General features: G+C 61.6%; 27 protein-coding genes and 1 pseudogene. 9 read left to right on the forward strand and 19 right to left on the reverse strand.

The genetic code is table 11. The features are described from left to right. Window positions 1-74: 74 nt before the first annotated feature. Together ychF and ACU5AZ_RS17480 are read right to left on the reverse strand one after the other, a co-directional pair. A complete protein-coding gene (ychF, locus tag ACU5AZ_RS17475; RefSeq protein WP_261929563.1) occupies window positions 75-1,178 on the reverse strand; it encodes a redox-regulated ATPase YchF in 1,104 nt (367 codons plus the stop codon). A 103-nt stretch (window positions 1,179-1,281) separates the two neighbouring features. Further along, window positions 1,282-2,319, reverse strand: a complete 1,038-nt coding sequence (locus tag ACU5AZ_RS17480; protein WP_446823602.1) for a CorA family divalent cation transporter — start codon at window positions 2,317-2,319, stop codon at window positions 1,282-1,284. Between the two features lie 241 nt (window positions 2,320-2,560). Here ACU5AZ_RS17480 and clpS point away from each other — a divergent pair, with 241 nt between their 5' ends. Continuing rightward, a complete protein-coding gene (clpS, locus tag ACU5AZ_RS17485) occupies window positions 2,561-2,872 on the forward strand; it encodes an ATP-dependent Clp protease adapter ClpS (RefSeq protein ID WP_261929565.1) in 312 nt (103 codons plus the stop codon). A gap of 112 nt (window positions 2,873-2,984) precedes the next feature. Next, window positions 2,985-3,698 carry a DUF930 domain-containing protein gene (locus ACU5AZ_RS17490; RefSeq protein ID WP_446823603.1) on the forward strand — a complete coding sequence of 238 codons (714 nt, stop codon included), beginning with the start codon at window positions 2,985-2,987 and terminating at the stop codon, window positions 3,696-3,698. An 18-nt stretch (window positions 3,699-3,716) separates the two neighbouring features. Here the strand turns inward: ACU5AZ_RS17490 and ACU5AZ_RS17495 are convergent, their stop codons facing one another. The 5 genes from ACU5AZ_RS17495 to ACU5AZ_RS17515 all read right to left on the reverse strand — a co-directional run bounded on the left by ACU5AZ_RS17495 (window position 3,717) and on the right by ACU5AZ_RS17515 (window position 9,079). Continuing rightward, window positions 3,717-4,163 carry a GNAT family N-acetyltransferase gene (locus ACU5AZ_RS17495; protein ID WP_446823604.1) on the reverse strand — a complete coding sequence of 149 codons (447 nt, stop codon included), beginning with the start codon at window positions 4,161-4,163 and terminating at the stop codon, window positions 3,717-3,719. A 24-nt stretch (window positions 4,164-4,187) separates the two neighbouring features. Next, window positions 4,188-4,910 carry an aminoacyl-tRNA hydrolase gene (gene pth / locus ACU5AZ_RS17500; RefSeq protein ID WP_446823605.1) on the reverse strand — a complete coding sequence of 241 codons (723 nt, stop codon included), beginning with the start codon at window positions 4,908-4,910 and terminating at the stop codon, window positions 4,188-4,190. 92 nt (window positions 4,911-5,002) lie between these two features. Then, complete coding sequence (locus tag ACU5AZ_RS17505) at window positions 5,003-5,716, reverse strand: substrate-binding periplasmic protein (RefSeq protein WP_446823606.1); 714 nt, start codon at window positions 5,714-5,716, stop codon at window positions 5,003-5,005. A 17-nt stretch (window positions 5,717-5,733) separates the two neighbouring features. After that, window positions 5,734-8,121, reverse strand: coding sequence for an EAL domain-containing protein (locus tag ACU5AZ_RS17510; RefSeq protein ID WP_446823607.1), 2,388 nt, complete (start codon window positions 8,119-8,121; stop codon window positions 5,734-5,736). 343 nt (window positions 8,122-8,464) lie between these two features. After that, window positions 8,465-9,079, reverse strand: a complete 615-nt coding sequence (locus tag ACU5AZ_RS17515; RefSeq protein ID WP_446823608.1) for a 50S ribosomal protein L25/general stress protein Ctc — start codon at window positions 9,077-9,079, stop codon at window positions 8,465-8,467. A 344-nt stretch (window positions 9,080-9,423) separates the two neighbouring features. Between ACU5AZ_RS17515 and ACU5AZ_RS17520 the strand changes: the two genes are divergently transcribed. The 3 genes from ACU5AZ_RS17520 (at window position 9,424) to ACU5AZ_RS17530 (ending at window position 12,590) form a co-directional block, all read left to right on the forward strand. Further along, complete coding sequence (locus ACU5AZ_RS17520) at window positions 9,424-10,380, forward strand: helix-turn-helix domain-containing protein (protein WP_446823609.1); 957 nt, start codon at window positions 9,424-9,426, stop codon at window positions 10,378-10,380. Between the two features lie 240 nt (window positions 10,381-10,620). Beyond that, a complete protein-coding gene (gene adh / locus ACU5AZ_RS17525; RefSeq protein ID WP_446823610.1) occupies window positions 10,621-12,129 on the forward strand; it encodes an aldehyde dehydrogenase in 1,509 nt (502 codons plus the stop codon). Between the two features lie 83 nt (window positions 12,130-12,212). Next, the gene (locus ACU5AZ_RS17530) at window positions 12,213-12,590 is read left to right on the forward strand and encodes a DUF779 domain-containing protein (protein WP_446823611.1); all 378 of its coding nucleotides are present in this window, start codon (window positions 12,213-12,215) and stop codon (window positions 12,588-12,590) included. A 108-nt stretch (window positions 12,591-12,698) separates the two neighbouring features. Here the strand turns inward: ACU5AZ_RS17530 and ACU5AZ_RS17535 are convergent, their stop codons facing one another. The 6 genes and pseudogenes from ACU5AZ_RS17535 to lgt form a co-directional block, all read right to left on the reverse strand. Next, window positions 12,699-13,631, reverse strand: coding sequence for a ribose-phosphate pyrophosphokinase (locus ACU5AZ_RS17535; protein WP_446823612.1), 933 nt, complete (start codon window positions 13,629-13,631; stop codon window positions 12,699-12,701). 134 nt (window positions 13,632-13,765) lie between these two features. Then, complete coding sequence (locus tag ACU5AZ_RS17540) at window positions 13,766-14,467, reverse strand: hypothetical protein (protein WP_446823613.1); 702 nt, start codon at window positions 14,465-14,467, stop codon at window positions 13,766-13,768. 147 nt (window positions 14,468-14,614) lie between these two features. After that, complete coding sequence (locus tag ACU5AZ_RS17545) at window positions 14,615-15,766, reverse strand: M24 family metallopeptidase (protein ID WP_446823614.1); 1,152 nt, start codon at window positions 15,764-15,766, stop codon at window positions 14,615-14,617. Between the two features lie 7 nt (window positions 15,767-15,773). Continuing rightward, window positions 15,774-16,562: pseudogene (pgeF, locus tag ACU5AZ_RS17550) on the reverse strand (peptidoglycan editing factor PgeF); the annotation flags it as partial. Window positions 16,563-16,683: 121 nt separating this feature from the next. Next, complete coding sequence (locus ACU5AZ_RS17555) at window positions 16,684-17,790, reverse strand: class I SAM-dependent methyltransferase (RefSeq protein WP_446823615.1); 1,107 nt, start codon at window positions 17,788-17,790, stop codon at window positions 16,684-16,686. Window positions 17,791-17,800: 10 nt separating this feature from the next. Beyond that, a complete protein-coding gene (gene lgt, locus ACU5AZ_RS17560; RefSeq protein WP_446823616.1) occupies window positions 17,801-18,649 on the reverse strand; it encodes a prolipoprotein diacylglyceryl transferase in 849 nt (282 codons plus the stop codon). A gap of 219 nt (window positions 18,650-18,868) precedes the next feature. Between lgt and ACU5AZ_RS17565 the strand changes: the two genes are divergently transcribed. From ACU5AZ_RS17565 to ACU5AZ_RS17575, 3 genes are all read left to right on the forward strand, one after another. Further along, window positions 18,869-19,129, forward strand: coding sequence for an accessory factor UbiK family protein (locus tag ACU5AZ_RS17565; protein WP_446823617.1), 261 nt, complete (start codon window positions 18,869-18,871; stop codon window positions 19,127-19,129). A 451-nt stretch (window positions 19,130-19,580) separates the two neighbouring features. After that, a complete protein-coding gene (locus ACU5AZ_RS17570; protein ID WP_446823618.1) occupies window positions 19,581-20,081 on the forward strand; it encodes a YbjN domain-containing protein in 501 nt (166 codons plus the stop codon). Window positions 20,082-20,235: 154 nt separating this feature from the next. Further along, on the forward strand, window positions 20,236-20,577 hold the full coding sequence (locus ACU5AZ_RS17575; protein ID WP_261929580.1) for a tRNA-binding protein: 342 nt from the start codon (window positions 20,236-20,238) through the stop codon (window positions 20,575-20,577). 12 nt (window positions 20,578-20,589) lie between these two features. Here ACU5AZ_RS17575 and ACU5AZ_RS17580 read toward each other — a convergent pair whose 3' ends face one another. Genes ACU5AZ_RS17580 through ACU5AZ_RS17590 form a run of 3 tightly spaced genes read right to left on the reverse strand, consistent with a single transcriptional unit; the run spans window position 20,590 to window position 23,197 of the window. Further along, window positions 20,590-21,966: an ATP-binding protein gene (locus ACU5AZ_RS17580; protein ID WP_446823619.1), complete on the reverse strand. Its 1,377-nt coding sequence runs from the start codon at window positions 21,964-21,966 to the stop codon at window positions 20,590-20,592. Between the two features lie 30 nt (window positions 21,967-21,996). Further along, a complete protein-coding gene (locus ACU5AZ_RS17585) occupies window positions 21,997-22,677 on the reverse strand; it encodes a response regulator (RefSeq protein WP_446823620.1) in 681 nt (226 codons plus the stop codon). A gap of 55 nt (window positions 22,678-22,732) precedes the next feature. Further along, a complete protein-coding gene (locus tag ACU5AZ_RS17590; RefSeq protein ID WP_446826040.1) occupies window positions 22,733-23,197 on the reverse strand; it encodes a MarR family winged helix-turn-helix transcriptional regulator in 465 nt (154 codons plus the stop codon). A 189-nt stretch (window positions 23,198-23,386) separates the two neighbouring features. On the opposite strand from ACU5AZ_RS17590, the gene ACU5AZ_RS17595 reads away from it, so the two are divergent. Then, window positions 23,387-24,028, forward strand: coding sequence for an MBL fold metallo-hydrolase (locus tag ACU5AZ_RS17595; RefSeq protein WP_446826041.1), 642 nt, complete (start codon window positions 23,387-23,389; stop codon window positions 24,026-24,028). 70 nt (window positions 24,029-24,098) lie between these two features. Here ACU5AZ_RS17595 and ACU5AZ_RS17600 read toward each other — a convergent pair whose 3' ends face one another. The 3 genes from ACU5AZ_RS17600 to ACU5AZ_RS17610 form a co-directional block, all read right to left on the reverse strand. Then, entirely contained in the window at window positions 24,099-24,536 is a 438-nt protein-coding gene (locus tag ACU5AZ_RS17600) for a BA14K family protein (protein WP_446823621.1), read from the reverse strand. Between the two features lie 137 nt (window positions 24,537-24,673). After that, a complete protein-coding gene (locus ACU5AZ_RS17605) occupies window positions 24,674-24,889 on the reverse strand; it encodes a cold-shock protein (RefSeq protein ID WP_261929584.1) in 216 nt (71 codons plus the stop codon). Window positions 24,890-25,300: 411 nt separating this feature from the next. Next, window positions 25,301-26,191, reverse strand: a complete 891-nt coding sequence (locus ACU5AZ_RS17610; protein WP_446823622.1) for a DMT family transporter — start codon at window positions 26,189-26,191, stop codon at window positions 25,301-25,303. Window positions 26,192-26,293 lie beyond the last annotated feature (102 nt).

The raw sequence follows: 26,293 nt of genomic DNA on the forward strand, positions 1-26,293 counted from the left end.
ACGCAACGTGTTGAAAAGAAAAGAGCGAGGCGGTTTTCCGTCTCGCTCTTTGTCTATTGCGGTAAGCGCTTGTCTTACGTGTTGAAGCGGAAGTGGATGACGTCGCCGTCCTGGACGACGTATTCCTTGCCTTCGTCGCGGGCCTTGCCCGCTTCCTTGGCGCCGACTTCGCCGCCAAAGGCGATGTAGTCATCATAGGCGATGGTGTTTGCGCGGATGAAGCCGCGTTCGAAATCGGTGTGGATGACGCCGGCGGCGGCGGGTGCCTTGGTGCCGCGCACGATCGTCCAGGCGCGCGTTTCCTTCGGCCCGACGGTGAAATAGGTGATGAGGTCGAGCAGGTGGTAGCCGGCGCGGATCAGCCGGTCGAGGCCGGCTTCCTCCAGCCCGAGGGCGCCCAGGAATTCTTGCGCTTCCTCTTCCGGGAGCTGCGCGACTTCGGATTCGATCGCCGCCGAGATGATCACGCATTCCGCACCCTGTTCCTTCGCCATGGCGGCGACGGCTTCGGTGTGCTTGTTGCCGGTCGCGGCGTCGGCTTCGGCGACGTTGCAGACGTAGAGGACCGGATGCGAGGTCAGGAGGTTGAGGCCCTTCAGCGTCAGCACTTCTTCCGGGCTCAGCGTCTTCAGGAGCAGGCGTGCGGGCTTGCCTTCGTTCAGGAGCTTGACGACGGCTTCCATGACCGGGAGCTGCGCCATGGATTCCTTGTCCTTGCCGGTGGCGCGCTTGCGCGTCTGCTCGACGCGGCGCTCCAGGCTTTCGAGGTCGGCAAGCATCAGCTCGGTCTCGATCGTGTCGGCGTCGCCGACCGGATTGATGCGGCCTTCGACATGGGTGATGTCGTCATCCTCGAAGCAGCGCAGCACGTGCACGACGGCGTCGACTTCGCGGATATTGGCGAGGAACTTGTTGCCGAGGCCTTCGCCCTTCGACGCGCCGCGCACGAGGCCGGCGATGTCGACGAAGGAGATACGCGTCGGAATGATTTCCTTGGACTTGGCGGCTTCCGCCAGCTTCTTCATGCGCGGATCGGGCACTGCGACTTCGCCGGTGTTCGGCTCGATCGTGCAGAACGGATAATTGGCTGCCTGCGCGGCGGCCGTTTTCGTCAGCGCGTTGAAGAGGGTCGACTTGCCGACATTCGGCAGACCGACGATACCGCATTTGAAACCCATCGGGAAAACCTGTCTTTTCTTCCGGAAATTCTTTGCCTGCCTATGCGGGACACGGGCTTTCAGGTCAAGGGGAAAGCGGCGCGGCGGGGCCGCTTTGGCGATGTCAGAGCCAGTTGATGCGCCTGAGCAGCCAGAGCGTGGCGGCGGAACTGATCGTGACGAAGGCGACGATCAGGATGAAGGCCCAGGTGTCGTTGACGCCGGGTATGCCGCCGACATTCATGCCGAACAGACCGGCGATCACGCTTGGCGGCAGGAGGAGGGCGGCGAGTGCTGCCAGCCGATTGGAATTGCGGGCGATGCGCTCGCTGATGACGGTCGACAGGTCGTCATGCAGGATCGAGGTGCGGTCGCGGATTGCGTCGAGATACTCGATGAAGCGCATCAGCTTGTCGATGACCTCGCGCATCCTGAGCTTGTCACGTTCGCCGAGCCAGGGGGCGTCGTCATGTTCGATACGGTTGAGGGCGTCGCGCTGCGGCGCGAGATAGCGGCGCAACTGGACGGCGCGGCGGCGAAGTGCCTTCAGGCGACCGCGCACCTCGCTGTCATTGCCGTTGAAGATCATGTCGTCGAGCTGATCGACCTCTTCGTCCATGTCGTCCAGCACGGGCTCCAGATCGCGGACCAGCTTGTCGGAGATGAGGGCGAGCAGTTCGCCGGAACGCTGCGGTCCCTTGCCGTTCTCGAGCGCCAGGCGGATGTCGCGAAGCGCGGTGATGTAATGGCCGCTGTCGCGCAGCGAGACGACGCTTTCGCCGTCAACCCACAGGTGGATCGGTACGAGGTCGATGTCGTCCGGCGCATCGTCGACGTCGTCCGGGGCGGTCGCGCAGACGCCGCGCAGGATGATCAGCAGCCCGTCGTCGATCGGTTCGACGCGGGGGCGGGTGTCTTCCTCCAGAAGGGCGTCCATGACCACCGGATCGAGGCCGCTCTTCGTCCGGATCCATTCCGCCGCGGCCGGATGGTCGCGCTCCAGATGCAGCCAGACGACGCCTTCCTCGGGCTTGAGGCTGTCGACCGCCGTCAAATCGAGTTGCGTGCCGCCGCCGGCGCCATCGAGAAGCAAGGCGAAGCGTACTCCGGGCTCGGAGCCGTAGCTGACGGACGATCGACGCGATGACGCTGCTATGCCCAAGATCGTCTCCCCGTGCTGCAAAAGGTCAAGCTTCATCAGCGTCTTGCCCCGTGTGCCGAAAGCTTAGCAGCTTGGCCGACAGTCGCAAGCGGGGCAGGGTGACCTGTTGCTGCCGGCGGGCGGCATTGGATTCGGCGTCGCGATGCTGTATGGTAGTGGCATTGGAACTCCATAAATTTTCCGCGCCCCATTCCGCCTGAAAACGGCGGCGCTTGCGCTTTGACGGACACGATTTGCTGCGATGAGCCAGAACGATACTGTTCTCAAACCGAAGACGGTGACCAAGCCGAAGCTGGAGCGGCCGCGGCTGCACAAGGTCATTCTCTTCAACGATGACTACACGCCGCGTGAATTCGTCGTGCTCGTCCTGAAAGCTGTGTTTCGCACCGGCGAAGATGCCGCCAACCACATCATGCTGACGGCCCATCAGAAGGGCTCCTGCGTGGTTGCCGTCTATGCCCGCGACATTGCCGAGACAAAGGCGAAGGAAGCGACGGATCTGGCCAAGGAGGCGGGCTTCCCGCTGATGTTCACGACCGAGCCGGAGGAATAGCGCGCAGCCCCGGGCGGTGTCATTTCACCGAGGCCTTCGGATTGCCATCTTACTGCCGCTTTGATCGGTGCCAATCCAAAGTTGCTTCGGTATTCGCAACCATCGGACAATCATGCAGGCAGAGAGACTTCTTCCGGGGCCGGAGACCCCGCCCGGCGACCGGTGGTCTGTTGCCGTTTCCGTGGCGTTCCACGGCGTTCTTCTCGTCCTGTTGCTGCTGCTCATACGATTTCCGAGGCCGCAGGTCCGACCGACCGAAGAGAGCATCTCGGTTGCGATCGTGCCTTCCGTGCCACCTGAGGCGACGCGGCCCGCGCCGGCCATCCTGACCGCGCCGAAGGATGCTACGAACCCGACACCTTCTCCCGTTCCGCCGACATCCATCAAGCCCGCCGCGCCGTCGGAGAGCTCGCAGCCTCCGTCCCAAAGCAGCATGGTTCAGGCGAAGACCTTCTTTGCGGCAAGGACGCTCGCCGATCCGCGCAGTGCCAAGGCGGTGGCCGAACTCAACGGCGTGGCGCTCGACGACCGCAAGGAGCAGATCTGCAACCTTGAGGCCATGGAGCAGGTGGAGGCGTGGAAGAAGAGCCTGAAGACCGAACAGGTGATCGCCTATGCGCTGAAGGACACACAGACCGACGGCGCCACCATTCGGGCCGACGGCGCGGCGATCCGTGCCAACGGTCTCTGGTACCGGCTCAAGTTCGACTGCACGCTCGCTGCCGACGACCGCACAGTGACGGCCTTCGCCTTCGAACTGGGAGACGCCATTCCGAAGGCGGATTGGGAGCAGTATTATCTGCCGGCGGGCGGCGACGAGGATTAGTCAAGACAGTTGGCCGCGCTAATCCTGCCTGATCTGAAAGCCCGTTTTCGATTGCGAGAAGCCGCAACTCTCGTAGAATTCGATCACGCCGGGGTTTCGCGCGCCTGTCAGCAGCATTACCTTGTAGCAATCGGCCTGGAAGGCCATTTCGATGGCTTTCCGGATGACTGCGCGCCCGTATCCCATGCGACGATGGTCTGGATGTGTGACGACATTCTCAATCAGCGCATAGGGTCTGCCGCCGCGTGTCAGGTTCGGGATGACAACAAGGGTGCAGGACGAAGCCATCTCGCTGCCAGCAAATCCCGCCAATATTGTCATACCCGGGTGACGGTCGATTTCCGTGAACCGTCTGGCTGCCATATCCGAAGGCATGGCTGGCGTGTCGCCTGTCAGGTGGGAATACAACGTTATGAGCGCGGAAATGTCTCCCTCGACAACCGGGCGAATATCGAGAAGTGACATCCTGAGCTCCAAAATGTGCCGCAGCTAATCGTCCTTCTTGCCGAACATGCGCTTCAGCATCTCGGCCATCGGTCCCTTTTCGGGAATCTTCTGCTGCGTGGTCCTTGCCTGATGGATATGCGACTTTCCGGCCGGCTTGGCGGGAGCCTTGGCGGGCTTCGGGGCGGGGGCGTCGCTGCTGCCGCCGACGGCCAGCGCCAGCTTGTTCATCAGTTGCGAATCCTCTGCCTTCACCAGCATCTCGGCATTGTCGGCGAGCGCGTCCATCAGCGGGTCGAGCCATTCGCGATCGGCCTTGGCAAAGTCGCCGAGGACGTAGCCGTGGACGCGGGCCTTGTCGCCCGGGTGGCCGATGCCGAGGCGCAGGCGCCGGTAGTCCTTGCCGCAATGGGCGTCGAGCGACTTGATACCGTTATGGCCGCCGGAGCCGCCGCCGGTCTTGATGCGGGCCTTGCCGGGAAGCAGATCCAGTTCGTCGTAGATCGCGACGATGTTCTCCGGTCCGAGCTTGTAGAAGCGCATCGCCTCGCCGACGGATTCGCCGGAGAGATTCATGAAGGTCTGCGGTTTCATCAGCAGCACCTTCTCGCCGGCGATCTCGCCTTCGGAAATTTCGGCGCGGAATTTCTTCGACCAGGGCGCGAAAGAGGCGCGGCGCTGGATGGCGTCGACGGCCATGAAGCCGATGTTGTGGCGGTTTCCGGCGTACTTCGCTCCGGGGTTGCCGAGGCCGGCGATTATGAGCATGGCGGGGCCTTTTTCGCTTGAAGCTGTTCCTCCGCTTCACCAACCTGAAACGCAGACGATGTCAAGTCTTGCGGCGCTGCTGACGCGTGGCGTCAGTCACCCGCCAACCCGTATTTCTCGAAGAGCTTCGCCTGCGTGCCGTCGGCGATCAGTGCGTCGAGCCCGGTCTGCATCTTCTTGACCGTCTCGTCGGGTACGCCCGGATTGCAGGCGATCGAATAGACGTCCTGAGCGAGGACGAGAGTCGACTCGATCGGCACGCCTTCGCGCTTCAGCTTGTCGTAGTATTTCTCGGAGATCGGCATCAGGTCGATGCGACCGGAGAGCAGTTTCTTCATGGTCAGTTCCAGATCGGTGGCGAGATCGATCCGGGCAAAGCCGTTTTCCTGCAGGATGGTCTGGGTGAAGTCGTCGCGTTGTGTGCCGACGTTGAACATTCTGGCATCGGCCAGGGACTTCGGATCGACGCCAGAGCCCGCCTTGCGAATGAGGACTGTCCGGCTGGTCAGCAGTGGTTCCACCCATTTGAAGGACGGATCGCGTTCCTGGTTGTGAACGGTGGTGAAGACACAGGTATTCGCATCCTTTTCGGCAAGCGCGATGGCGCGGGCCCACGGCATCATCTCCATCGTGTAGTCGATGCCCGCCGCCTTCATCAGAATCTGGATCTGCTCGATCGAGGAGCCCTTGTATTCGCCATTCTCACGGAAGTTGAAGGGCGGATAGGATTCGGTCGTCAGCGTCAGCGGTGCGGCCTGCAGGACGGTCGGGATCAGAAAGGCGGCTACCAGGATGGCGTTCTTCAAAGGGGGGCTCCGTTCGGTTAGGACAACAGGCCAGCGGCCGCCTTCTCCAGGGCGGCGGGCGAGAACTGGCGGATGATTTCGGCCACGGGCTTCGGGCGGCCGAAGTGGTAGCCCTGGCCGAACTCGATATCGAGGCCAAGCAGGGCTTCTGCCTGCTCCGGCGTTTCGATGCCCTCGGCGACGACCTGGCAGTTCATCTGCTGGGAGATCGCCCGGATGCCTTCAATCAGCTGACGGCTGCGCTTCGCGATCTCCGCATCGGGGCTGGTGAGCGAGCTGGTGAAGGACTGGTCGATTTTGACGATGTTGAAGGGGAAGCGCAGCAGGTAGCTCAGGGACGAGTAGCCGGTGCCGAAATCGTCCATGGCGATCTTGAAGCCGCATTCATGGATGGCGGCCAGAACGTTGCTGATCTCCGGATTTCTGTGCATCAGCACGGCTTCCGTAATTTCCAGGATCAGCCGGTGCGGGGAAAGCCCCGCCGCCATCATCAGGTGAGCGAGGCGCGGCGCCAGATCCGGCGTGAACTGCAACGGCGAGACATTGACGGCGAAGCGCGTCTGGGACAGCGCCGGAATCGCCGACAGCTCCACCATCTGGCTGATGGCCTTCTCGAACATCCGGTCACCGACCCTGCGGATCGAGCCGTTTTCCTCCGCGACCGCGATGACGCGGCTCGGCGGGATCAGCCCGTGTTCCGGGTGGTTCAGGCGCAGGAGGCATTCGAAGCCGGCCAGGGTGCCTTTCTGCAGGTTCATGACCGGCTGCATGTGCGCCTCGAACCAGTCGTCACGAAGCCCCTGATCGATCCATGCACCGATGTCGGCCTTTTCCCGGGCGGACTTGATCATGTCCAAGTTGAACAGTTCCGCGCCGTTCTTGCCATTGTGCTTGCGCACATACATGGCCATGTCCGAGCGTTGCAGCAGTTCACCGGCGCTGGAGGCCTGGGCCGGGTAAAGCGCGATGCCGACGCTGGCGCTCACCGACAATTCATGGCCGTCCGTCAGGATCGGCGCCTCGCAGGCGGTGACGATGCGCTCGGCGATTGCCGTGGCGGCCTTTTCCGCATTCTGGGCGGGCACGAGCACGGCGAATTCGTCGCCGCCGAGGCGGGCGATCCTGTCCTGGGCTCTCAACTGGTCGCGGATGCGGTTCGAGATGGTGCGCAGCACCTTGTCGCCATAAGCGTGCCCCAGATTGTCGTTGATGGCCTTGAAGCGGTCGAGGTCGATCAGCAGGCAGGCGAGTTCGCCGCCGTTCTCATTGACCTCGGTCAGCACCTTGTCGAGTTCGTTCTCGAAGCCCTGCCGGTTCAGAAGTCCGGTGAGGTGGTCGGTGATCGCCTGCATCCTGTTGCGCTGCTCGGCGTCCTTCAGTTCGGTGACATCGGTCATGACGGCGAGATTGACCAGGCCGTTGCCATCGTCCTGCTCCATCGGCACTTCCTTGATCAGGACGTCGATGACCCGTCCGTCCGCGCAGCCGAACTTGACCGTCGGATTGTAGTCGCCCTGCCATTGCGCGGCCTTGATCTTGTATTCGGCATAGGCTTCACGGCTGGCCTCATGCACGAAGGAGCCGAACGTCCGTCCCAGCACGTCTTCGCGGCGGTAGCCGGTCGCCAGCAGCCAGTAATCGCTGACGGCCACCAGCCGGTCCTGTTCGTCGACGGTGTAAAGCTTGGCGGGCGTCAGATTGTAGGTGGTGGTGGCGCGGTCGTGCGCCTGCTTCAGTTCCAGCTCTTCCTTGGCGAGACGCGCCTGCATCTCGTTGAAGTTCGCGGCAAGTTCGCCCATTTCGTCCTTCGAGGAGCACTCGACCATGTGGCGCGACCCAGGAATGCGGGTGGCGCGGATCGCCTTTGTGAGTTTCTCCAGCGGCTTCAGGATGATGATCCGGCTGCCGACGATCGCGGCGACGGTGATGATCAGGACAGCAAAGGCGAAGATGCCGATCAAGGACAGTTCTTCGCTCTTGTGATTGGAAAGAAAGCCCGGCTTGGCGACCGAGATCGACAAGATGCCGACCCGGCGGACGCCATCGGGAGACTGATAGTCGATGGGTGCGGACAGATTGACAGTTTCGGTTTGCGGCTTGTTTTGGAAGGACGTGAATTCGGTGGACGTATTGTTGGCGCTTTCGGTCACCTTGACGGCGTCGATGCTGGGGTCGGAGACAATCGTGTTGGCAATCTGCTTTACGCTCTCCTCGTCGAAGTCCCATAGAGGCTTGCCCAGCGCCTGCGCGTTGGCGGCCAGAACGATCTGCGCATGTTCCAAGGCCTCGCGGCTGGCGCGCTCGCCGGACAGGTGGAAGAAGAGCAGGAAAAGCGGGACGACAAGCACGAAGAGCGCTGCGAGAATGATGGCGATAAATCGGCTCTGGACCGAGTTTGTCTTCATATGCTGCTATCCTCAATCGACTTCGCTGGGAGACGCGATATCGTCGGCGTTCCTCCTCCCGCTTTTGATCTGTGGCCGGCTTCGGGGCGCATGGAGCGTGAAGGCCGCAGAACTGCCGACGATCTTCATCGACGAGTTTTAAGCTTTGCTGAATAACCCGGTCGAAACAGCATTGGAGGCGGGGCAGGCGGGCCTCTTTCAGGCGCAAAGCCGAAAGCTGGTAAACATGGCCTTAAGGTGCGTCCGGTATCTGCGATCGCAGCGGCCAGGGATGCGCCGGCATGAAAAAAGCCCGCGCGCCGGATGCCGGTGCGCGGGCCCTGATCGTAACGATCGAAGAGGATTATTCTTCGGTGTCGCCGGATGCTTCTTCTTCGTCCTGGACGCCGCCAGCCGGCGTCGCGATCGTCGCGATCGTGAAGTCGCGGTCGGTGATGACCGGGGTCACCTTTGCCGGCAGCTTGACGTGCGAGATGTGAACGCCTTCGCCGATCTTCCAACCGGTGAGGTCGACCACGATGTGGTCCGGAATGGCATCAGCCGGGCAATGGACTTCGACTTCGTGACGAACGACGTTCAGAACGCCGCCGATCTTGATGCCGGGGCACTTGTCTTCGTTGATGAACTGAACCGGAACGGCAACGGTCACCTGGGTGTTGCCGGAAACCCGAAGGAAGTCGACATGCACGGTGAAGTCGCGGACGGGATCGAGCTGATAGTCCTTCGGCAGAACCTTGATGGACTTGCCGTCGACTTCGATCGTCGCAATGGTGGTCATGAAGCCGCCAGCGTGGATGCGCTTGGTAACTTCGTTCGTCGACAGAGCGACGGCGAGGGGAGCTTGCTTGTCACCGTAGATGACAGCGGGAATCATACCGTTGCGGCGAAGTTCTCGGGCGGACCCCTTACCAACCCGTTCGCGCGCTTCGGCCTTGAGCACGTAAGTTTCCTGGCTCATGGCATTTCCTTTCGCGTATTATTGGAGAGCGAACCGTGGCCGGGATATTCCGGGAGAGGTTCACTTGAAATCGGCAAATTGACCGGCTTCATCCGCCTTGCCTCCAAGGGTGTCTGGGCGGACCGGGGCGCTATAGACCAATAGTACCGGAAACGCAAGGGATCACGCTGCATGGCCTCGCTGCTGTTTGCATGTTGTCAGCCGTACCGGGCGGCTGCGTCTGTCGCACTTTTGATACAGATCAAGGATACGCCTGAATTGTCTGCCTATATAAGATCCGATACATATTATGCAGGTGTGATATGCTCATGGCGTAATGTGTACGGACGCTTTGGGAGGAGCCGATGTCAGATATCCAGCATATCGAGCGGGTCTATTCGCTCGCCAAGCAGGGCTCCGCGGCGGCAAGCTCGCCGGTGGTGGCCTCCTGGCGACGCTGCATGGTCATGCACTCGATGGCGCCGGAAGAGCGCCGACTGCCCTTCCATCTCGATGATGCGGCCTTCCGCCAGGCGCTGGAACGCTCCGAACTGCTGGTCAATGAGGCCCGCGGCGAACTGGATCGCCTGTTCCAGACGGTCGGTAAGGCCGGCTGCTGCCTGATTCTCAGCGATGAAAACGGCATTGCGCTCGACCGCCGAGGCACCGTCGGAGACGAGAAGGATTTCAAGACCGTCGGCCTGTGGCCCGGCAATGTCTGGACGGAAGCGAGCGTCGGCACGAACGGGATCGGCACGGCCCTTGCGGACGAGCGCTCCGTGACGATCTACCGCGATCAGCATTTTCTCGCGACCAATATCGGCCTCGGCTGCACGACGTCGCCGATCCGCGACCATCAGGGCAGGGTGACGGCCGCGCTCGACATTTCCACCTGCCGCGACGACCTCAACGAGATGACGATGTCGATCCTCTCGCAGGCCGTGCGGGATACGGCGGGGCGGATCGAGACCAACCTGTTCCGCCGGGCTTTCCCGGGTGCGCGCATCATCATGGTGCCGCATGCCGCCAATCCGACGAACGCCCTTCTGGCCGTTGATCAGGACGATCTCGTCGTTGGCGCAACCCGCGCGGCGCGTCTCGCTCTCCAGCTCGATGATGCCCAGATCATGCGCGGTGTTCCGGCTGCCGACGCCTTGCAGGAGGCGCGCGCCGACGAGGGCGGCGATCTGTTCGAGGCCGAGCGCGCAGCGCTGCGGCGCATGCTGTCGCGGACCAACGGCAACGTCTCCCAGGCCGCCGAACTGCTCGGCATCAGCCGGGCGACCATGCATCGCAAGATGAAGAAGTTCTCCGTTCACTGATGGGTTGTTTATAGTTTTAATATCTTCTCTGACTGGAGGCGTATTTTTCGGATGCGCCTCCATTTTTATATGTAAAATTTAGTATTGATGCATGTAGATTATTGATCAATTCAGCGAGATTGTGCTGTCGCACAAGTGATACAGTGTGCAGTGCGGCATTGTTCTTGGCATCTATCGCTGATGCCGATTAGCGCTCATCCTTCCTCCATCGGTTGCTCGAACATCGTCAAGGAGGATGACATGCTGCACCAGAAGATTATCGAAACCCCGTTCAAGCTGCGCTACGGGAACTTTATCGGTGGCGAATGGCGCGAGCCGGTTGCCGGCCGCTATTTCGAAAACACCACGCCGGTCAATGGCGGCGTGCTCTGCGAGGTTGCCCGTTCGGATGAGAAGGACGTCGAACTCGCTCTCGATGCGGCGCATGCCGCGAAGGACAAATGGGGCCGGACGTCGACGACGGAACGCGCCAATCTCCTGAACAAGATCGCCGACCGCATGGAGGAAAATCTCGAGGTCCTCGCCAAGGCGGAAACCTGGGACAACGGCAAACCGCTGCGTGAAACCATGGCGGCCGACATTCCGCTCGCCATCGACCACTTCCGTTACTTCGCGGCCTGCATCCGCGCCCAGGAAGGCACGATCGGCGAAGTCGACCACGACACCATCGCCTACCACTTCCATGAGCCGCTTGGCGTCGTCGGCCAGATCATTCCCTGGAACTTCCCGATCCTGATGGCGGCCTGGAAGGTTGCTCCGGCACTGGCCGCCGGAAACTGCGTGGTGCTGAAGCCCGCCGAACAGACGCCGGCCTCGATCCTCGTGCTCGCCGAACTGATCGGCGACCTGCTGCCGCCGGGCGTGCTCAACATCGTCAACGGCTTCGGCCTTGAAGCCGGCAAGCCGCTGGCCTCCAGCCCGCGTATCGCCAAGATCGCCTTTACCGGCGAAACCTCGACCGGCCGCCTGATCATGCAGTATGCGTCGCAGAACCTCATTCCGGTGACGCTGGAACTTGGCGGCAAGTCGCCGAACATCTTCTTTGCCGACGTGATGCAGGAAGACGACGCCTTCTTCGACAAGGCGCTCGAAGGGTTCGCCATGTTCGCGCTTAACCAGGGTGAAGTGTGCACGTGCCCGAGCCGCGCGCTGGTGCAGGAATCGGTCTATGACCGCTTCATGGAGCGCGCCGTCGCCCGCGTCCAGAAGATCAAGCAGGGCAACCCGCTCGACCTTTCGACGATGATCGGTGCGCAGGCCTCTTCCGAACAGCTGGAAAAGATCCTGTCCTACATCGAAATCGGCAAGGGCGAGGGCGCCGAGGTGCTGACCGGCGGTGGCCGCAATGTTCTCGAAGGCGATCTCGCCGGCGGGTTCTATGTCGAGCCGACCGTCTTCCGCGGCCACAACAAGATGCGGGTCTTCCAGGAGGAAATCTTTGGCCCTGTCGTGTCCGTCACGACCTTCAAGGACGAGGCCGAAGCGCTGGAGATCGCCAATGACACGCTCTACGGCCTCGGTGCCGGTGTGTGGAGCCGCGATGCCAACCGTTGCTACCAGTTCGGCCGCGGCATCCAGGCCGGCCGCGTGTGGGTCAACAACTACCATGCCTATCCGGCGCATGCCGCCTTCGGTGGCTACAAGCAGTCCGGCATCGGTCGCGAGACCCACAAGATGATGCTCGACCACTACCAGCAGACCAAGAACATGCTGGTGAGCTACAGCCCGAACGCTCTCGGCTTCTTCTGAGATTGCCGACAGGCAGTCACCTCAACAGCGGGCTTCCGGCGTCATGCGCCGGGAGCCCTTCGGTCATTCGGGAGGAAACGAACATGCCGGACGACAATGGCACCGAACCGCGCGTCATCGCCACCGACGCGGCTCTCAATCTGATCTCCGAAATCAAGGCGGATCATCCGGACATCCTGTTTCATCAATCCGGCGGCTGCTGCGACGGCTCGTCGCCGATGTGCTATCCGGCCGCCGAGTTTCAGGTCGGCGACCATGACGTGCTGCTCGGCCATATCGGCGGGGTGCCGTTCTACATCGGCGGCAAGCAGTACGAGGTCTGGAAGCACACGCAGCTGATCATTGACGTGGTCCCCGGACGAGGCGGCATGTTCTCGCTCGACAATGGCCGCGAGAAACGATTCCTGACACGCGGCCGCGTCTTCGGCGAGGACGAGGCCTGTCCTCTGCCGGGGCGTTGAAGCTGGTAGTCTGCAAGTTGAATCAAATCAGGCCCTTGCGGAAGCTTCCGAAGGGCCTGATTCAATGTCTTGATATTCTGATTCAGCCGCCTGGCGGCCGCGCTGCCATCAGTCGAACAGGCTCGAAACCGATTCTTCCTGGCTGGTGCGGTTGATGGCTTCGCCGATCAGGCTGGCCGTCGAAATCACGCGGATGTTCGGGGCGGACTGGACCGCGGTCGTCGGTTGGATGGAGTCGGTGATCACCAGCTCCTTCAGCTTCGACGAGGTGACGCGGGTGACCGCGCCGCCCGACAGCACGCCGTGGGTGATGTAGGCCGTGACGCTGGTCGCGCCGTTCTTCAGGAGCGCCTCGGCGGCGTTGCAGAGCGTGCCGCCGGAATCGACGATGTCGTCGATCAGGATGCAGTCCTTGCCGTCTACGTCGCCGATGATGTTCATGACTTCCGACTCACCCGGACGGTCACGACGCTTGTCGACGATTGCGATCAGACAGTCGAGGCGCTTGGCGAGCGATCGCGCGCGCACCACGCCGCCGACGTCGGGAGAGACGACCATGACGTTCTTGGTGTCGTAGTGTTCCTTGATGTCGCGCGTAAGGATCGGCACGGCATAGAGGTTGTCGGTCGGAATGTCGAAGAAGCCCTGGATCTGACCGGCATGTAGGTCGAGCGTCAGAACCCTGTCGGCGCCTGCCTCGGTGATCAGGTTGGCGACGAGCTTGGCGGAGATCGGCGTGCGGCCCGATGCCCGGCGGTCCTGGCGGGCATAGCCGAAATAGGGAAGAACGGCCGTGATGCGCTTCGCCGAGGACCGGCGGAAGGCATCGATCATGATCAGCAGCTCCATCAGGTTGTCGTTTGCGGGAAACGAGGTCGACTGGACGATGAAGACGTCCTCGCCGCGCACGTTTTCCTGGATTTCAACGAAAATTTCCTGGTCGGCAAATCGCCGGACACTGGCTTTCCCCAAGGGAACATTGAGATATTTGCAGATCGCTTCGGCGAGGTGCCGGTTCGAATTGCCTGCGAAAACCTTCATTTTGGCCGCCTGTGATCATTCTGATGGCCGCTTAATAACGCCACCACCTCTTAATTCAAGGGGGCGCATGGGTTCGCATCCCGTTATTTTCAAGTTTTAGTCACAAATCTGCAGTGCGGCGCATGGAAGCGTGCTCACCCGGCCGTCTGCTTCCAGGAGAGATAGGAGGCGATCGTGTCGGCGGCGATCTTCTGCATGACGCTTGCCGGCACGCTGGCCCAGGCGTCGCTCTGGACCGGGCCGGGTACCGTTTCCTGACCCTGAATTCGATGCAGGCGGCTGCCGGCATTGTCCAGCACGTCCCAGACATAGATGACGGTCACGCCGTTGTCGCCCGACGTGGAAGAGAAATAGCCCTTGAGGATATCGCCACCGCTGGCATCGGCGGCCGGCTTGATCGTCAGGCCGCGGTTGCGCGCTTCCGTTCCGAGTGCCTGCGAGAGGGGGGTGACTGCGCTGACGGGGGCGCCGATGATCGGCAGGAAGCGGATGGCCGGGACGCTTGCCGCCGCGGCGATCTGCGGCGTCAGCATCGTGCCGGTCGGTGCCGGCTGAACGGTAGCTTGCGCCGGCGCCGTCATCGGCTGCTGCTGCTGTTGCATGTCGTCGGTTGCGGCGATCTGCGATCCGGCGGATTGCGGCGGAGGCGGAAACTGGCTGGGGTCTCCCGCATCGCTTTCGATCTGCTGGGCTTCCTCCTGCGCGAGAGGCATGCCGACGGAGGCGGAAGATGGTTCTCCGACGGGAAGCGGTGGCGTCAGGGCGTCGGTCGAAGTGCAGGCGGTCGTCAGGCCCGTACATGCGACAACAACAAGCGTCGAGACTATCGACTTCATGACGCCTTACCTCTCAGACGCGGCTTGCAGGGCCGCTTATTCCGCCGCTTTCCGTTTCTACTTTAGCGGTTTTCCCCCCGTTTCCTTCACATTTTATGAAAATCCGCGATAGGGCGCCTCAAGCTGTGACAGTTCCTGTCACGAGCGTTAACGGTTCATGAAGTCGAGCGGGTGGCGGGAGAGTGAGCGGGGGCGCTCCTCGGTGGTGAGATAGGTCTGACCAAGCGTCATGGCGGTGCCGGTATCGGAATCGGCGATGATCATGTGGACGAAGAGGCTCATGCCGGGCGCGATTTCCTGCGGATTGCCGGCATGGAACATCTGCTGTTCCATCCATGAGGGAGCAAAACGGGCGCCGAGCGAATAGCCGCAGGCGTTCAGGCGGTGGCGCGTCAGGCCGCGTTCGTCCATCATCCGGGCATGGGCGTCGAACACGTCGCCGAACGTCTTGCCGGGCACGAGCACGTCCTCGATCGCCCTGATATTGTCGACGCAGGCGCTGTAGAGCTCGTGATGGCGCGGCGAGGGCTCGCCGATGACGACGGTGCGCATCATCGCGGCATGGTAGTGGGCACTTACCCCGGCCCATTCGAGCGTCACCTGGTCGTTGGCCGACAGGGTGCGGCGTCCGGACTTGTAGCGGCAGAGCAGCGCATCCGGGCCGGAGCCGATGACGAAGGCATTGGCGGCATAGTCGCCGCCGCTGGCGAGCACAGCGCCCTGCATGGCCGCAAAAATATCGGCCTCGTCGCCGCCTTCCTTCAGATAAGGCATCGCCGCATCCAGTGCGTCATCGGCAAGCTCGGCGGCGCGCTCGACGAACTCGATCTCTGCGGGGCTCTTGATCAGGCGCAGCTGTCCGACCAGCGCCGAGGCGTCGATCAGTTGCGCAAAAGAAGTGAGCTGGTCGTCGACCAGACGCGCGGTGTGTCCGGTCATGCCGTGCGTGTCGTATTCGACACCGATACGGGCTCCGAGCAGGTCCATGTCGCTCAGCAGGTTCTTCAGGTCGGAGGAGGGATCGGCCTTAAGCCGATCGACCCAGACGATGATGTTTTCGATCGTCGAGGTGTGGCGGGCCTGACGCAGGTCCGGGGAGCGGGTCAGCAGGGCCATCTCGCCGTTCGCCTTGACGACCAGCGTCTGGAAGAAGCAGAAGCCCATCGTGTCATAGCCGGTCAGCCAGTACATGCTCTCCTGGGCGAAGAGCAGCATGGCGTCGAGCTTGTCGTCCCGCATCTTTTCGGTCAGCCGTGCAAGCCGCATGGCGTATTCGTGGCGGTCGAAATGCAGTGCCATATCTGGTCTCCATGATTGCGATGGCCGAAATCTGCCGCCCGTAGTCGGGCTCGCCGCGATGCGTCGTGCGGCGGTAGGAGAAATAGCCGTCTTCGTCCTCATATGTGCAGATGCCGAGGCATTCCGCCTCGATGCCCGCCTTTTCAAGCCGCATCAGGGTGAGACCCTGAAGATCGAACATGGCATGGCCCGGTTTCGGGCTTGCGGTAAAGTAGCGCTCATAGGCCGCGTCGTGGGTGGTGAAGCGTTCCACGAATTCCGGTCCCACTTCGTAGTTGCGTCCGCTGATCGACGGCCCGAGAGAAGCCTTGATGTGCGACCGCTCGGCGCCGAGCGCTTCCATGGCCTCGATGGTGCTTTCGAGAACGCCGTAGAGGGCGCCCTTCCAGCCGGCATGCGCGGCACCGACGACCCGGTTGACCGGGTCGCAGAACAGCACGGGGCCGCAATCGGCTGTCAGGATGCCGAGAACGAGGCCGGGGACTGCGGTCACCAGCGCATCGGCTTCCGGGCGATGGCCGTTCAGGGGCTCGGAGACCGTTACGGCGATGTTCGAGTGGATCTGGTGCACGGTTTCGAGACGGCCCGGGTCGGCGTCGAACCAGCGGCTGACGCGGGCGCGGTTTTCGACGACGCGCGCACGCTCGTCATTTGAGCCGAGGCCGGTGTTCAGCCCCTGATAGATGCCTTCCGATACGCCGCCCTTGCGGGTGAAGAAGCCATGCCGGATGCCCGCTTTCGTGCTGTCGGCAAGCATGGGGCTGATAACCGGCTCAGGCTGGGTGTCCTTGTGCATGGGGCCATGTTCTTGTTGTTGCAGGAAAAAATGGTGTTTCGCCCGGACCCGGTTCGTGCCGGGTCTCGCAAATCATCTTGTCGTTCTTGCGCGGGATGTTGGCTTATCGCAAAGGCCCGTGTCAATCCGGGCGGCTGAACGGCCTCAGTCCGGCAATCGGATAGGAAACCGCCAGAACCTTGAAGAGTTCCCCCATGCAGCCTTCGCCTTCGCCGGCCAGACGGGCGACCGCGTTCATGATCTCCTGCTGGATGGGGGGGCTCTTGTCCCGTCCCAAGGCGGCGGCCCGTTCGCGCAGGCCGAGGCTCACCAGAAACTCGCCCTGGTGGGCCATGCCGTTGATGTGGACGCCGGCTGCGGCGGCGGTGCGGACCAGATGTTCGAAGTCCACGTGGCTGGTCAGGTCCGCCTCGCCCGGATGAGCGAGCGGCGGATCGAACTCGTGCATGCGCACGGCCTGCAGCGTGTCGCCGAAACCGGAAACCAGGTGGCCGTAGTCGATGATGAGCGCCGTGCCGCCGAAACCCTTCAGCCGCTCGCAGATCGTCATCATCACCGACTGGCGGGCAGGGGAGATCTCGAAAACCGTGCCATAGGGGCGGGCGCGGGCATCATCGGGCAGCAGTGATTTGTCGAGGGTCGCGGCGCCGACGGTAAACGTCAGATTGTCCTCCGCGTCGAGACCGACGAGGCGTTCGCGGAACCCTGTATCCGTCTTGACGAACTGGCGCAGCGGGATCGCATCGAACAGTTCGTTGGCGGCGAGCAAGGTGAAGCCGTCGGGCAGTTCGTCGAAGCTGTCGTGCCAGCTGATGCGGCCCTCGTGCTGGGCCAGCGTGGCGGCCTGCATTTCGCGCAGCCTCGGGCTGGTCTCGACCAGATGGATGGTCAGGCCGGCATAGAGCTCCGGAGCGGTCCTGGCGATGACGCGCAGCATGTCCGACATCATCGTGCCGCGGCCAGGGCCGATCTCGGCAAGGCGTACGGACTCCGGCCTGTCATGCGTCTGCCACGCCTGCACCATGAAGATCCCGATGATCTCTCCGAACATCTGGCTGACTTCCGGCGCGGTGATGAAGTCGCCGCTCGTGCCGAACGGTTCCCGCGTCTTGTAGTAGCCATATTGCGGGTCGGCGAGGCAAAGGGCGAAGTAATCGGTGACGCTGATCGGGCCGGACGCCCTGATCAGCGACTTGATTTTCTCTCCAAGCGGGGTGCTCTGCGCCATAGGGTTTGCCTCAGGCCTCGACCGTGCGGGCAGCGCGAAGCGCGCGCACGATCGCCCATACGCCCGCAAGCACCATCGGAAGCGAGAGCAGCATGCCCATGGTCAGCCAGCCGCCGTAGAGGTAGCCGAGCTGGGCGTCGGGTTCGCGGAAGAATTCGACCGTAATGCGCGAGATGCCGTAGAAGGTGACGAACAGGCCGGCGACCAGTCCCGGCTTCTTCAGCGCGCCGAAGAGGAAGATCGCGATTGCCAGAAGCGTGAAGAGGGCGATGCCTTCGAGGCCTGCCTCGTAGAGCTGGCTCGGATGGCGCGGGAAGGGGCCTCCGGTCGGGAAGATGATCGCCCACGGCACGTCGGCCAGCCGTCCCCAGAGTTCGCCGTTGATGAAATTGGCGATGCGGCCGAAGAAGAGACCGATCGGCACGACGGCCGATACGGTGTCGATCAGGCTCCAGGCGGGAATGCCATTGTTGCGGGCAAACAGCAGCATGGCGATCAACGTGCCGGTCAGCCCGCCATGGAACGACATTCCGCCGTTCCAGATCTCCAGGGCCCGCAGCGGATTGGCTATGACGGACGGCAGGTCGTAGAACAGGATGTAGCCGATGCGTCCGCCGAGCACGATGCCGAGCGCCACCCACAGAATGAAATCGTCGAGTTGATCCGGCGTCAGCGGCGCTTTGTCGCCGGCCCACAGCCGGTTGTTTTTCGCGAGCAGCCGGGCGTAGTACCAGCCGCCTATGATGCCGGCGACATATGCCAGGCCATACCAGTGAATCGGAATCGGACCGAGCCGGATGGCAACCGGATCGATGTTGGGAAAATTGATCAGTGCTAAGGCGTTGGCAATTAACAGCAAATTTGTGATCCGTCCGATTTTTGCGGAACATGCCGCTCAATGTCTGCCTGGTCAAGGCGAATCTTTACGCAGCCAAAGATGTCCGAAGCTTGGCGGATGGCGGGTTTGCCGGATTTGTCTTGCAACCTTCATGGCGGCGTCTTACCTGATAAGAAGAGCATTATCTGACGGCCACCGCAGACGGGTGGCCTTTCGCGGCACGCCGAGAGGAGCACGAAGATGTCGACCGGACCGAACCGTTTCATGGATGAATTCGCCAAGCTGATGACCGATGCGGCGGGCGCCGCGCAGGGACTCGGCAAAGAGGTCGAAACGATGTTTCATACCCAGGCCGAGCGTTGGGCAAACAGCATGAATCTCGTCAAGCGCGAGGAGTTCGAGGCGGTGAAGGAAATGGCGGTGAAGGCGCGTGAGGAAAACGACGCGCTTGCCGCCCGGATCGAAGCCCTCGAAAAGAGACTCGAGGCGTCGGGCAAGTAAGCCGACCGTCTTTATGTTGCGACTATGCTGGATGGTCGGGAGTAAAATCCCGGCCATTTTTCGTTTCCGCGGCGTTCGTCCACAGGACGAAGGTCGTTGCCGCCCGATTCCCAAGCCTTTTCAAGGATTTTATTTACACCCTGTGGACAGGCCCAAAAAACGCAATTGCCTGAATCCCTTATGAGTCAGGTTTGAAACCTCGCCCAAAGCTCAAAAACGGGGTTTGGGTGTAAAAGCCCGGTGAAGGGGCTGTTCCACTGACTCCGCCATTATATGCTGATTTTAAATGATGATTCGAAACGGTGTTGGTCAGTTCCGGGCATGCTCTGCCGCCTAGGCTCGATTCCGTCGGACAATCATCGCGGGAGAGTTTCCGGTCAGTTGTATGAGCGTCCTTCAGTTTGTTCGCAAACCCGAAGAGCCACAATCATTCCGGTCAAAAAGGTGCTGCATGAGCCTTGTGGATTTTGAAATTGAACGCCAGTCAAATCCGGTCGACATGATCGAATTTGTCGCCTCGAACAACGACTGGTCGTTCGAGCGTTCCGGAGAGGACGAGATCGCCATGACCGTAGAAGGTCGCTGGGCGGATTATCACGTCTCCTTCTCCTGGATGGAAGAGTTCGAAGCCCTGCATATCGCCAGTGCCTTTGACATCAAGGTCCCGGAAAGCCGGGTCAATGAAGTCATCCGGCTCCTGTCGCACATCAACGGCCAGGTGCTGATGGGGCACTTCGACCTGTGGCGCAACGAGGATGTGGTGATTTTTCGGCAATCGCTGCTGCTGTCGGGCGGCGCGGAGCCGACCAACCAGCAGGTCGAGGTTCTGCTCTCCAACGCGCTCGAGACCTGCGAGGCCTATTTCCAGGCCTTCCAGTTCGTCGTCTGGTCCGGCATGGATGCTGCGAGTGCCATGGCCGCCGTGCTTTTCGAGACCGTCGGCGAAGCCTGATCGGCAGCGCGGTTTTCATCCGGCCCTCATGGGCCGATACAATTCTGCGGAGCCGCCGTCCCTGCGATAGCGGCTCCGTCTGCTTTTCCGGGCACCCTTTGCCGCCGGTGTTTCCGTTGCTATGACGGTCTTTTCCATCAAGGAGACGATTTTCATGAGCGAACAGATTTCATATGCGGATTTCGAGCGCGTCGACATTCGGGTTGGCACCGTTCTGGAGGCGTCGGATTTCCCCGAGGCGCGCAAGCCCGCCATCAAGCTGAAGATCGATTTCGGGCCGGAGATCGGCGTGAAGCGTTCGTCCGCACAGATCACGGTGCATTACAAGCCGGAAGACCTCGTCGGACGCCAGGTGCTCGGCGTTGTCAACTTTCCGCCACGCCAGATCGGTCCCTTCATGTCGGAAGTCCTCACACTGGGCTTTGCCGACGACAAGGGCGCGATCGTTCTAGCAGCCTCCGACAAGCCGGTGCCGAACGGCGAAAAGCTGATGTAGCCGAGGGCTGCCTTACAGCGGGATCTTGATGATGGCGCGCAGGCCGCCCATCGGGCTGTCGTCCAGCGTGACGTTGCCGCCATGGGCGCGGGCAATGTCGCGGGCAATGGTGAGGCCGAGGCCCGTGCCGGATGCGTCGAGGTTGCGAGCCTCGTCCATGCGGAAGAAGGGCTTGAAGACGTCTTCACGGGTTTCTGCCGGAATGCCGGGCCCATCGTCATCGAAGGTGACCGTCAGCCATTTGTCGCTGTGCACGGCCGTGACCTTGAGATGGTTGGCATAGCGGCGCGCATTGGATGTGAGATTGGCGACAAGCCGGCTGAAGGCGTTCGGCTTGACGACGATCCTGCCGCCGCCCTCGATTTCATATTCGAGGCTGCGGCCATGCAGTTCCGCCTCGTCCTGCAATCGTGCAAACATCTCGTCCAGGTCCACTTCCGCGGCATCCTCGGAAACCTCGCCGCGGGCGAAGTCGAGGTAGCCCTCCAGCATGGCCTGCATGTCCTCGATGTCCTGATGCAGCGGCTTGAGATCAGGATTGTCGCCGGCCAGCGCCAGTTGCAGCTTGAAACGGGTGAGGATCGTGCGAAGGTCGTGGCTGACGCCCGACAACATGGCGGTCCGCTGCTCCAACTGGCGCTCGATGCGCTCGCGCATCAAGATGAAAGCCAGGCCGGCGCGTCGGATCTCGTCGGCTCCGCGCGGGACGTAGCCGGCGATCTTCTGGCCCTTGCCGAAGCTTTCGGCGGCCTTGGCCAAGGTCAGGATCGGGCGGATTTGTCCGCGCAGGAACAGGATGGCGATGGTTATCAGTACCAGCGAGGTCGAAACCATCCAGACCAGGAAGATGTGGCTGTTGGAGGCATAGGTCCGGTAGCGGTCGACACTGATCTTCAGGATGCGTTCGCCCAGCTTGATGCGGATATCCACCCGTTTCGGATCACTGAACGTGTCGATCCAGAAGGGTCTCTTCACCTTATTGCTGATGTTCTGGCTGAGGACCTCGTCGAGAAGCGAAAAGAACGGCTTGCGCTGCAGTGGCGGCAGCTTGCCGCCTTCTTCGATGGAGATCGTCAGGCTGAGATCGTTCCTGGCAATACCGACAAGCTTCGAGTAATCGCTGCCCGGCGGCATGTCTTCGAGCAATTCGACAACTGCGGCAATGTCGCCAGTCACGGCATCGGAAAGCCGGGAGGTCACGAGTTGCCAGTGGCGCTCGAAGAAGACGGCAGCCACGACCGTCTGCAGCAGCACCATCGGCAGGATGATGATCAGCAGCGAACGTCCGTAAAGGCCTGTCGGCAGTCGTCGGCGCAGCCAGATGGATATGGCTTTCAGCCCGGAGTGGCGACTGCCGAATTCGCTTCTGAGGAAATCAAAGTTTGCCATGGTTTGTCGCGCGGTCGTCCTGTCGGAGGCCTAGTCGATGGTCAGTCTATAGCCAATGCCGCGTACCGTCTGCAGCCATGTGGGATTGGCAGGATCGTCCTCGATCTTGCGCCGAAGCCGGTTGATCTGAACGTCGATCGTCCGCTCTCCGACCGAGACGTCTTCTCCGATCAACTCGTGGCGCGGAACCGTTTCGCCGGCGCGGCTTGCGAATGTCACCATGATGTCCTGCTCGCGATCGGTGAGCCGGATGGTTTCACCGCCCTTCTTCAATTCGCGGCGGACCAGGGAAAACGTGTATGGACCAAAGATCACCTGTTCGATCTTCGGGCCGCCGGAAGGCATGTGGCGCTTGAGGATATTGCGGATGCGCAAGACCAGTTCGCGCGGATCGAAGGGCTTGGACAGATAGTCGTCGGCACCCGCCTGCAATCCGGCGACGCGCGCTTCTGCCTCGGCAAGTGCAGTCAGCATCAGTATCGGCACCTGGCCATGGTCTTTGAGGGATTCGGTCAGGCTGAGCCCCGTTTCGCCCGGCATCATGATGTCCATCACGATGAGGTCGAACTCGAGGCCTTCCAGCTTGCGGCGTGCCTCGGCGGCGCTGCCAGCCACGGTGACCCGGAAGCCGTTTTCCGAGAGATAGCGGCTTAGAAGGTCGCGGATTCGCGTATCGTCGTCCACGACCAGAAGATGAGGGGCGTCGTCCATGATGTCGGCTTTCACTTTCGCATTCAATTCACGGGGCTCCTCTCGCCGAATTGCCTCAGTCCCGGAGGCCTTTCAGAAAGCCGACCACATGCTTGCGGCTGTCGGCCGGCAGGGCGTCCAATGCCTTCGCGATGCGCGCGGATTGGGGCGCGGCGAGGGCGATGGCGAGCTCCTTGCCCGCGAGTGTCGTGTACAGACGGCGCTGGCGGCGGTCCTCGGGGCCGTTCAACTGGCGGACATAGCCACCGTCGAGCAACTGCTTGAGAACGCGAGCAAGGCTCTGCTTGGTGATCTTCAGCGTGTCGAGGAGATCGGCGACCGTCATGCCCGGATTGCGGTTGACGAAGTGGATGACGCGGTGATGCGCCCGGCCGAAGCCCTTCTGTTCGAGGATGGCATCCGGATCGGACGTGAAGTCGCGATAGGCGAAAAACAGAAGTTCGATGATCTCGAAGTCGATGCCGCCACCATCCGCGGACGGCGCGGGGGTGGTCTCATCGGCGGGTGTCTTCTTGGTCAGTGCTGCTGGCACCTGGTTTTCCTTTTTCTTTTTGCCGTGCGGTCGCGAATATAGCCTATTCACCATCGGATTGCCGGTGCCAAGTCTGTGTTCTTGACACATTTTTTTAAAGCCTGTTACAGCCTCGGGCTCAACGCGGCCGCGCCGTTCCCGTCAATGCCGACACATCTGGAAGGAATTTCCATGGGCATGCTTCAGGCAGGCATCATCCCCGTTACACCGTTTCAGCAGAACTGCACCATCCTTTTCGACACGGAGACCAAGCATGGCGTCGTGGTCGACCCGGGGGGCGATGTGGAGGTGATCCTGCAGACCGTGCAGGAAAACGGCATCACGCTGGAAGCGATCTGGCTGACGCATGGCCATATCGACCATGCCGGCGGGGCGGAGGAGCTGAAGGATGCGCTGGGCATCGACATCATCGGCCCGCACAAGGACGACCTGCCGCTGCTCAGCCGCCTTGAAGACCAGGCCAAGATGTTCAACGTGCCGATGGCGGTCAGGAACGTGACGCCGGACCGTTGGCTCGACGACGGCGACACGGTGTCGTTCGGCGACCATTCCTTCGAGGTCTTTCACTGCCCCGGTCACGCGCCGGGCCATGTGATCTTCTTCAACCGCGCGCAGAATTTTGTCCATCTCGGTGACGTGCTGTTTTCAGGCTCGATCGGTCGGACCGATCTGCCGGGCGGCAACCACCAGCAATTGCTCGATTCGATCCGCGACAAGGTGCTGCCGCTCGGCGATGATGTCGGATTCATCTGCGGCCACGGACCCGGAGGGCGGATCGGCGAGGAGCGGCGGACCAATCCGTTCCTGAAGGGGATATGATCTCGCCCTTCCACAAACAAAAATGCGCTCCCGGAGGAGCGCATTCGTGATCGGCACTGTGCCTGTGTGATCAGCCGCCTGCTTCGCAGAAATGGCTGCGGCCGTCATAACCCATATAGGTGCCGGTGCGGGCATCGAACGACCGGTAGCGGTCGGAGCAATACTCGTACCAAGCGGTCGTCCAAGGCTCCAGGTCTGCTTCCGGCGGACCGTAGGCGCGCGGGGAGGCCGGGTAGTAGTCCGGCTGGTAAACCGGCGGCGGCGGCGGTGCGCCGACCGGGCCTTCCAGATAGTCGCGATTGACGTAGCGCGGCTGGTTCAGCGCATTCGACAGGATCACGCCTGCGGCAAGTCCCGCGACGCCGGCTGCAACGGCTCGGCCGCCATCGTCGTGGTGACGATTATGGCGATGGCGCCAGTAGTCGTCGGCATAGGACGGCGCGAAGGAGGAAAGGGTCGCAGCGATGGCTGTCGCGCTGATGATTGTGATTTTTGCAAGCTTGTTCATTTTCAGCTTCCTCTTCATGTGCGGACCAATCGGTGCCGCCGATGATTGGAGACTAGCGATTTGAAGCTGAATGTAACCTGAACGAAAAACCCGGCAGGTGAGTGCCGGGTTCTGAAGCGTTCAAACCGATCGACTGATCAAGCCTCGATCTGCAGGTTTACGGCCTTCGGGCCTTTGCCGCGGCGGTCCGGCTCGGTCTCGAAGCTGACCTTCTGGTTTTCGGTAAGTCCCGTCAGGCCCGATGCCTGGACAGCGGAAATGTGAACAAAGATGTCGGCGCCACCCTTGTCCGGCTTGATGAAGCCGAAGCCTTTTTCAGTATTGAAGAATTTTACGGTGCCAGTCTCGGCCATGCGTCAGGTCCTTTTCTCTCCGCCAGTCCAGAAATAGGCGGCATTGCATCATTGCATTTGACCCCTTTTATCAAAGGGGCGCGGGCAGGCAGTTCTTGATTACGGAGTGGAAAGGGCCTGTGTTTTTACCGCGGACAGTGACTGGCGTTGACATCATCAAAGCGTTTCGTCTTTCATCCGCCCGGAGATTTTGCGTTTCCGGTGCGCGTGATTATAGGTCTTCCCGTGTTCGCAAAATGCCCGAACCGCGACAGATTGTCGTGTTTATCCGCCTTTGGCAAGTGAAACTTTTCTTAAATAGTGCAGTTGAAACCCTTGGAATACAGGGGTTTGAAGCAACGGAACCGAAAATAGTCCTTCCGTTGTGTCGAAACGGTTCGCACGCCGCCGGGTTCACTTGTCAAATCGGATTCAGGCGGGCGCGGTTCGCCGCCGTGTCAGCTCCGGCACGATCTCCACGATCAGCATCGCCGCGAAAATGATCGCGCAGCCGAAATAGCCTATGGCGGTCAGTTTCTCGCCAAGGAAAATCGCGCCCGCGGCGGCCGCGAACAGGGATTCCGAGGACAGGAAAATCGCGGCCTGGGGCGCGGTCGTGTAGCGCTGGCCGATGACCTGAAGAACAAATGCAAGACCCGACGAGAAGAGGCCAGAATAGATGACCTCGGGCAGGGCTTCGGTCAGGCCCTTGAGGTCGATCGGTTCCGTGACGAAGGCGATCGCCAGGCCTAGCACGGCGCAGACGGTGAACTGGATGCAAGACAGCAGCAGCGGGCGGGGGTATTTTTCGAGGAACAGGCCGATCAGGGTGACCTGGATCGCCCAGAACACACCGCAGATGATGGTGAGGATATCGCCGCTGTTCAGCGCGCCGAGGTCGCCGCCGCTCAGGAGATAGATGCCGGAAACCGCCATTACCGCCGCCGGCCAGATGATCCAGTGCGGCTTGCGGCGCAGGAACACGACGAAGAGAACGGGGACGATGATGACATAGAGCCCCGTCAGGAAACCGGAATTGGTGACCGAGGTCGTCAGAAGGCCGAACTGCTGCGTGGCCGCGCCGCCAAACAGGGCGAGACCGATCAGGATGAAGGCGCGGATCGCCTTCGGACCGGCCGGCGCCTCGGCTTTGCGGGCTTCGTGGATGACGAAGGGAACGGTGGCAAGCGCCGCGATCGCAAACCGGAGGCCGATGAACCACATGGCGCCCAGCGTTTCCATCGCCGTCGCCTGCGCGACGAAACCGCCGCCCCAAACGGCGGCGGCGATCAACAGGACGATGTTGGCCTGGACACGGGACATCTGCGACCTCCAAAAAGAAATTAGCGATCCGTTCCGCGTGAGGGGACGGCTCTGTCTGTCATTCCGTTTTCGAACAGGAAGAAACCGAGCGATATCAGTTGG

This window comes from Rhizobium sp. PAMB 3182 (assembly GCF_052908355.1).

Bases quoted from the DNA above. Each gene is read 5' to 3' on its own strand.
- ychF (WP_261929563.1), bottom strand. From the start codon at position 1,178: ATGGGTTTCAAATGCGGTATCGTCGGTCTGCCGAATGTCGGCAAGTCG.
- clpS (WP_261929565.1), top strand. From the start codon at position 2,561: ATGAGCCAGAACGATACTGTTCTCAAACCGAAGACGGTGACCAAGCCG.
- ACU5AZ_RS17490 (WP_446823603.1), top strand. From the start codon at position 2,985: ATGCAGGCAGAGAGACTTCTTCCGGGGCCGGAGACCCCGCCCGGCGAC.
- ACU5AZ_RS17495 (WP_446823604.1), bottom strand. From the start codon at position 4,163: ATGTCACTTCTCGATATTCGCCCGGTTGTCGAGGGAGACATTTCCGCG.
- pth (WP_446823605.1), bottom strand. From the start codon at position 4,910: ATGCTCATAATCGCCGGCCTCGGCAACCCCGGAGCGAAGTACGCCGGA.
- ACU5AZ_RS17510 (WP_446823607.1), bottom strand. From the start codon at position 8,121: ATGAAGACAAACTCGGTCCAGAGCCGATTTATCGCCATCATTCTCGCA.
- ACU5AZ_RS17515 (WP_446823608.1), bottom strand. From the start codon at position 9,079: ATGAGCCAGGAAACTTACGTGCTCAAGGCCGAAGCGCGCGAACGGGTT.
- ACU5AZ_RS17520 (WP_446823609.1), top strand. From the start codon at position 9,424: ATGTCAGATATCCAGCATATCGAGCGGGTCTATTCGCTCGCCAAGCAG.
- adh (WP_446823610.1), top strand. From the start codon at position 10,621: ATGCTGCACCAGAAGATTATCGAAACCCCGTTCAAGCTGCGCTACGGG.
- ACU5AZ_RS17530 (WP_446823611.1), top strand. From the start codon at position 12,213: ATGCCGGACGACAATGGCACCGAACCGCGCGTCATCGCCACCGACGCG.
- ACU5AZ_RS17535 (WP_446823612.1), bottom strand. From the start codon at position 13,631: ATGAAGGTTTTCGCAGGCAATTCGAACCGGCACCTCGCCGAAGCGATC.
- ACU5AZ_RS17540 (WP_446823613.1), bottom strand. From the start codon at position 14,467: ATGAAGTCGATAGTCTCGACGCTTGTTGTTGTCGCATGTACGGGCCTG.
- ACU5AZ_RS17545 (WP_446823614.1), bottom strand. From the start codon at position 15,766: ATGGCACTGCATTTCGACCGCCACGAATACGCCATGCGGCTTGCACGG.
- ACU5AZ_RS17555 (WP_446823615.1), bottom strand. From the start codon at position 17,790: ATGGCGCAGAGCACCCCGCTTGGAGAGAAAATCAAGTCGCTGATCAGG.
- ACU5AZ_RS17565 (WP_446823617.1), top strand. From the start codon at position 18,869: ATGTCGACCGGACCGAACCGTTTCATGGATGAATTCGCCAAGCTGATG.
- ACU5AZ_RS17570 (WP_446823618.1), top strand. From the start codon at position 19,581: ATGAGCCTTGTGGATTTTGAAATTGAACGCCAGTCAAATCCGGTCGAC.
- ACU5AZ_RS17575 (WP_261929580.1), top strand. From the start codon at position 20,236: ATGAGCGAACAGATTTCATATGCGGATTTCGAGCGCGTCGACATTCGG.
- ACU5AZ_RS17580 (WP_446823619.1), bottom strand. From the start codon at position 21,966: ATGGCAAACTTTGATTTCCTCAGAAGCGAATTCGGCAGTCGCCACTCC.
- ACU5AZ_RS17585 (WP_446823620.1), bottom strand. From the start codon at position 22,677: ATGGACGACGCCCCTCATCTTCTGGTCGTGGACGACGATACGCGAATC.
- ACU5AZ_RS17595 (WP_446826041.1), top strand. From the start codon at position 23,387: ATGCTTCAGGCAGGCATCATCCCCGTTACACCGTTTCAGCAGAACTGC.
- ACU5AZ_RS17600 (WP_446823621.1), bottom strand. From the start codon at position 24,536: ATGAACAAGCTTGCAAAAATCACAATCATCAGCGCGACAGCCATCGCT.
- ACU5AZ_RS17605 (WP_261929584.1), bottom strand. From the start codon at position 24,889: ATGGCCGAGACTGGCACCGTAAAATTCTTCAATACTGAAAAAGGCTTC.
- ACU5AZ_RS17610 (WP_446823622.1), bottom strand. From the start codon at position 26,191: ATGTCCCGTGTCCAGGCCAACATCGTCCTGTTGATCGCCGCCGCCGTT.